5 protein-coding genes and 1 tRNA gene are annotated in these 6,000 nt (G+C 71.8%); 4 read left to right on the forward strand and 2 right to left on the reverse strand.

What is annotated here, in order from left to right:
- Positions 1 to 586: 586 nt before the first annotated feature.
- The 3 genes from orn (at position 587) to DEJ06_RS11050 (ending at position 1,845) form a co-directional block, all read left to right on the forward strand.
- Positions 587 to 1,225, forward strand: coding sequence for an oligoribonuclease (orn, locus tag DEJ06_RS11040; RefSeq protein WP_027464644.1), 639 nt, complete (start codon positions 587 to 589; stop codon positions 1,223 to 1,225).
- 75 nt (positions 1,226 to 1,300) lie between these two features.
- A tRNA-His gene (locus DEJ06_RS11045) sits at positions 1,301 to 1,376 on the forward strand.
- 124 nt (positions 1,377 to 1,500) lie between these two features.
- Positions 1,501 to 1,845 (forward strand): metallopeptidase family protein, encoded by a 345-nt coding sequence (locus DEJ06_RS11050; RefSeq protein ID WP_035807616.1) that lies wholly within the window; start codon positions 1,501 to 1,503, stop codon positions 1,843 to 1,845.
- Positions 1,846 to 1,876: 31 nt separating this feature from the next.
- Here DEJ06_RS11050 and DEJ06_RS11055 read toward each other — a convergent pair whose 3' ends face one another.
- Positions 1,877 to 3,142 (reverse strand): acyl-CoA dehydrogenase family protein, encoded by a 1,266-nt coding sequence (locus DEJ06_RS11055; protein WP_111039306.1) that lies wholly within the window; start codon positions 3,140 to 3,142, stop codon positions 1,877 to 1,879.
- Positions 3,139 to 4,557, reverse strand: a complete 1,419-nt coding sequence (locus DEJ06_RS11060; protein WP_111039307.1) for an LLM class flavin-dependent oxidoreductase — start codon at positions 4,555 to 4,557, stop codon at positions 3,139 to 3,141. Before DEJ06_RS11060 ends, DEJ06_RS11055 begins: the two co-directional genes overlap by 4 nt.
- A 102-nt stretch (positions 4,558 to 4,659) precedes the next feature.
- Between DEJ06_RS11060 and DEJ06_RS11065 the strand changes: the two genes are divergently transcribed.
- Positions 4,660 to 6,000: MFS transporter (locus DEJ06_RS11065; RefSeq protein WP_111039308.1), on the forward strand; the 1,341-nt coding region annotated here is incomplete at its 3' end.

Below are 6,000 nucleotides of genomic sequence, written 5' to 3' on the forward strand. Positions count from 1 at the left end.
CGCGGAGCGACTCCGGCATTTCGCCCGCTCGTGCGGGGCTCGCCAGAACCGTGCGGCAGGCGGGGTGGAGGGCGACTGCCGGGAGGCGCGGGTCGGCCTGCCGGGGTCGCCACGGGCCTCCAGGCGGTCGCTTTGCGGCGCTCGCGGTTCGCGTCGCGGACGAGCGGGCGAAACATCCGGGTCCGTCCGCAGGGCGACCGCGGCATTTCGCCCGCTCGGCTGGACGCGGGCGGGCGGAGCCGCGACCGCAGCGCAACCGAAGTCGGCGAGCGGGCGGAATACCGCGGTCCCTACGTAGGGCAACCGCGGCATTTCGCCCGTTCGTGGCGATGAGGCGGGATCGGCGCGGCAGGCGGGGTGGAGGGCGACCGCCTGGAGGCGCGGGGCTGCTTGCCGGGGTCGCCCCGGGCCTCCAGGCGGTCGCCTATACCGCGTGCGGCTCGCGTCCCGGACGAGCGGGCGGAATGTCCGGGTGCGTCTGCAGGGCGACCTCGGCATTTCGCCCGCGCACGGAACGGGCGGGCACGCGTGGGCGGGCGCAGCGGCACGTACGGGACGCACGCGGGGCGGGAATAGGATCGGGGACATGGCAACCGCGAATGACCGCCTCGTCTGGATCGACTGCGAGATGACCGGCCTCGACCTCGAGGTCGACGAACTCGTCGAGGTGGCCGTGGTCATCACCGACTTCGACCTCGAGCCCGTGCACCCCGGCTTCGACATCGTCATCAAGCCGGACCAGTCCGCGCTCGACAACATGAACGAGTTCGTGACGAACATGCACGTCACCTCGGGGCTCCTCGAGGAGATCCCGAACGGCGTGAGCCTGGCGGACGCCGAGTACCAGGTGCTCGAGTACATCCTCCAGCACGTCCCCGCCGAGGGCTCCGCACCCCTGGCCGGCAACACGATCGGCACCGACCGCGCGTTCCTGTCGAAGTACATGCCGCGGGTCGACGGGCACCTGCACTACCGCAGCGTCGACGTGTCGAGCATCAAGGAGCTCTGCCGCCGCTGGTTCCCCCGCGTGTACTTCAACGCACCGGAGAAGCACGGTGGGCACCGGGCCCTCGCGGACATCCTCGAGTCGATCCGCGAACTCGAGTACTACCGCCGCGCCGGCTTCGTCGCCGAGCCCGGCCCGAGCACCGACGACGTGCGTGCCGTGCAGGCCGACGTCGTGGCGAAGTGGGAGTCACGGCTGGCGCAGCCCGCGGCCGAGTAGCGACACGGGTGGTCCGCACCCCGTCCCGCATGTACTACTATTGAGTGGTCGCGCCGGTCCGCTGGTTCGAACATGGTGGATATAGCTCAGTTGGTAGAGCGCCTGGTTGTGGTCTAGGAGGTCGCGGGTTCGAGACCCGTTATTCACCCCAGTCGAGGGAGAGTCCTGTTGCGTGTGACGCAACCGGGGCTCTCCCTCAGTGTTTTTCTGGGCGGCTCCGGCGCCGTGCGGCTTCGCCGCGGGTGGTCAGCGCGATGTGGGACGATCCACCCGTGATGGAGATGTCCGCCGACGCGTTCGAGCAACTCGTGACCGACGAACTCGACCTGCTCCCCGACGAGATGGTCGACGGGCTCGACAACGTGGTGTTCGTCGTCGAGGACGAACCGGAGAACGGCGAAGAGCTCTTCGGCGTGTACGACGGCATCGCGGCCACCGAGCGAGGGCAGTACGGCTTCGGCGAGCTGCCCGACCGCATCGTGGTGTTCCGCAAGCAGCACCTGGCCGAGTGCGACACCGTCGAGGAGCTCAAGGACGAGGTGCACACCACCCTCGTGCACGAGATCGGCCACTTCTACGGCATCGACGACGAGCGGCTGCACGAGCTCGGCTGGGCGTAGCGGCAGCGACGCGCGCGCACCCGCCCGCACCTCAGAACCGCGTCGGCCCCACCACGTGGTACTTCTCCCACGCCCCCACCGGCCCCCGCCCGTGCAGCGCGTACTCCCCCACCAGCCGCTCCTTGTAGACCGCCGGGTTGTGCGACGCCACCACCCGGGCGTTCCGCCAGTGCCGGTCCAGCCCACGCGTCCGGTCGGCCGCGGACGCCCCGCCGACCTCGAACAACTCGGACGCCGACCGCAGCACCCGCGGCCCGATCTCGACCTGCGCCTGGTACACGGCGTTCTCGGCCGCGTCGAGCACCACGCGGTCGACGCCGACCCCGGGCTCGTTCGTCGCGACGACCCCGTCGAGCAGCCCCGCGGCGGCGACGACGAGTGACCGGGCGGTGAACGCCCCGGCCGACAGCCGCCCGAGCACCGAGAGCACCTGCGGGTCCTCCGCCGGCACGGCCGCGTTGGCGTGGATGTACGTGCGGGTCCGTGGCCGCACGAAGGCCACGGCGTCGTCGGACACGGCCTGCCCGATCCCGGCGAGGACCGCCAGCAGGTACAGCTGGTAGAAGGCCTGGATGTGCGACAGCGGGGCGTCCCGGTACGCCGACACCACCGACGGGTCGACCGACACCCCGTCGAACACGGTCGTGCCGGAGGCGGTCAACCGCTGCCCGAACCCGTCCCAGTCGTCGATGCTCGTCACACCCGGCGCGGAGGCGTCGACGGCGAACGTCACGCGCTCCCCGTCACGGTCCGCCGCCAGGTAGATCCAGTCCGCGTAGAGCGTGCCGGTCGAGTAGAACTTCCGCCCGTCGAGGCGGAGGGAACCACCAGCCGGCGTCACCGTCGTCGAGATGTCGGCCAGGGTCGTCCCGGTCCGCTCCGAGGTCGCGTTCCCGATGATCGCTCCGTCGACGATGCGCTGGAGCCACTCGTCCCGGCCGCCGGACGACGGCCGCAGCAGCACCAGCTCGGTGTACCCGAAGTGCCCACGCCACAGGTGCGCGATGTTCGAGTCCGCCGCCGCCAGGTCCGCCACCAGGTGCGCGAGTTCGACCAGCGTCACGCCGAAGCCGCCGCGGTCCTCCGGCACGCGCAGCCGCCCGAACCCCGCGTCGGCGAGCGCCCGGACCTCGGCGTGCGGCAGCGGCCGGTCACCGGGCCTCCCGGACGCGAGCTCACGCTCGACCGCGCCGTCGCGGATGGTCGCGAACACGGGCGCGAAGCGTTCGCGCAGGGTCGCCAGACGGTCGGCCGGGAGGCCCGTCACGCGTCCGTCGATCGTCGTCGCGTCCGTCATGCGGGCACCTCCACCGCGTCGCGCGCCACGGTCGCGCCGGCGCCGCCCGAGAACGCCCCGCGCCACTGCCGGGCGGGGTGCGAGTCCGGCAGCTGCGCGTGGCCGAAGAGCTTCTCGCGCAGGGTGCCATCGCGGTACTCGGACTGCATCAGTCCGCGCTCCTGCAGGGTCGGCGCGATGTGGTCGACGAACTCCTCGTACGAGCCGGGGAGCGTCCAGTTGATGACGTTGACGCCGTCCACGCCCACCCGCTGCCAGTCGGCGAGCTCGTCGGCGATCTGCTCCGGCGTCCCGACGACCCGGGCGCGGAGCTTCGCGGACAGCCGGGCGAGGTCGGCGATGGTCGGTTCGCGGTCCCCGGCGGCCTCGCGGAGCCACTGCAGGTGCGACTGTCCGGCGTGGGTGCGGACCTCGGACAGCGGGGTGTCCGGGTCGAGGGGCTCGCCGGTGTCCGGGTCGAAGCCGAGGTTCGAGTGCACCAGGAACCCGTCGGCGGCCAGGTACTCGTCGATCTCCGCCTCCTTGGCCTTGGCCTCGGCTTCGGTGGAGCCGGTGACGAAGGTCAGGCCGAGGAAGAACGCGATGTCGTCCCGCTGGCGACCGGCGGCCTCGGCCAGGTCACGGGTCTCGCGGATGAGCTGTTCGGTGGCGTCCCGGTTCGAGGTCAGGATGAACTGGGCCTCGGCGTTGCGGGCGGCGAAGGCACGGCCCGCCGGCGACGACCCGGCCTGGAACAGCACCGGGGTCCGCTGCGGCGACGGTGCCGACAGGTGCGGGCCCTGCACGTCGTAGCGCTTGCCGTGGTGGTCGATGCGGTGCACCCTGTCGGGGTCGGTGTAGCCACGGACCGGGTCCTTCAGCACGGCGCCGTCCTCCCACGAGCCCTCCCAGAGCTTCGCGCAGACCTCGAGGTACTCCTCGGCCCAGACGTAGCGCTCGTCGTGCTCCTCGAGCCGGTCGGCGCCGAAGTTCCGGGCGGCGCTGTCGAGGGCGCTCGTGACGACGTTCCAGCCGATGCGGCCCCGGGTGATGTGGTCGAGCGTGGAGACCTTGCGGGCGAAGTCGAACGGGTGCGCCTGGATGACGCTCGAGGTGAACGCGAGCCCGAGGTGCTCGGTCGACACGGCGAGCGCGGAGAGCAGCACGGAGGGGTCGTTCGAGGGGATCTGCAGCCCCTCGCGCAGGTTGGTCGAGTAGTCGCCGCGACCGGGGCCGTAGGTCCCGACGACGTCGGCGAAGAACATCGCGTCGAACTTGCCGCGCTCGAGGGTCCTCGCCAGATCGGTCCACAGCGTCACGTCGTCGAAGTCCGCCTGCCGGGCGTCGGGGTGCCGCCACAGGCCGTGCTGGATGTGCGAGGTCGTGTTCATGACGAAGGCCGCGAAGCGCAGCGGGCGGTTCGGTGCATCGCTCATGCGTCCCATCGTGGTCGGCGGGCACCGCCCGACGACAGCGACGTGACCTCCCGTTACGCGCGGTGTTCCCCGCGGCCCTGGACGCGACCATGCTCCTGAGGCATGCCGAGCCAGACCACCCTCACCGCGCCTCCAGGCCGTCCCGCTGCACCGTCGACCAGCGCGACCCGTCGTCGGGTCGCCCTCGCGTCGTTCGTCGGGACGACCGTCGAGTACTACGACTTCTACCTCTACGCGACGGCCTCGGCGCTGGTGTTCGCGCCGACGTTCTTCCCGTCCGTGACGCCGGCGGTCGGGGTCATCGCGTCGTTCGCGACCTACGGCGTCGGGTTCGTGGCGCGGCCGCTCGGCGGCGTGATCGCCGGCCACCTGGGTGACCGGATCGGGCGGAAGAAGCTGCTCGTCGCGTCGCTGGTGCTGATGGGCATCGCGTCGACGTTGATCGGGGTCATCCCGTCGGCCGCGACCATCGGGGTCGGCGCCGTCGTGGCGCTCGTGTTCCTGCGGCTGCTGCAGGGCGTCGCGGCCGGTGCGGAGTGGGGCGGCTCGGCGCTGCTGTCCGTCGAGCACGCGCCGGAGCGGCACCGGGGGCTGTTCGGGGCGTTCACGCAGATGGGGTCGGCCGGTGGGATGCTCCTGGCGACCGGGGTCTTCACGCTCGTGCGGTCGCTGCTCGGCACCGAGGCGTTCCTGGCCTGGGGCTGGCGGCTGCCGTTCCTGTTCTCGGCGGTGATCGTGGCGGTCGGGCTCGTCATCCGGCTCGGTGTGCAGGACGCCCCGGTGTTCCAGGAGCTGCGCGCCTCGGGTGGGGTCGAGCGGTTCCCGGTGTGGCAGGCGATCCGGCAGCACCCGCGGTCGATCCTGGTGACGGCGGGCCTGCGCCTCGTGCAGCCGGCGCTGTACTCGATCCTGACGACGTACTCGCTGACGTACCTCGGCAACGTGCGGGGGCCATCGGGCTCGGTCGCCGGGCTGCAGGCCGTGCTCGTGATCTCGGCGGTGTCGCTCGTGTCGACGCCGTTCTGGGGGTGGCTGTCGGACCGGGTCGGGCGGCGGGTGCTCACCATCTGGTCGGCGGTGGGCATCGCGGTGCTCATCTGGCCGTTCTTCGCGTTCCTCGACGCCGGGCCGCTCGTGCTGCTGCCGCTCGTGGCGCTGATCGGGATGTGCGTGTTCCACGACAGCATCTACGGGCCGCAGGCGGCGTGGTTCGCGGAGCAGTTCCCGACCGGACGGCGGTACTCGGGGATGTCGCTCGGGTACCAGATCGGGTCGATCTTCTCGGTGGGGCTGACGCCGCTGCTGGCCGCGGTGTTCGTGCAGCTCGGGGGTGGCTCGCCGTGGATCCTGTGCGGGTACCTCGGGGTGTACGCGGTGCTGACGATCGTGGCGGCGGTGTTCGCGGTGGATCCGCGGGCGGTGGCGCGGCGGGAGGCGCGGGCG

The organism is Curtobacterium sp. MCLR17_051 (assembly GCF_003234395.1).
Lineage (GTDB): Bacteria > Actinomycetota > Actinomycetes > Actinomycetales > Microbacteriaceae > Curtobacterium > Curtobacterium flaccumfaciens.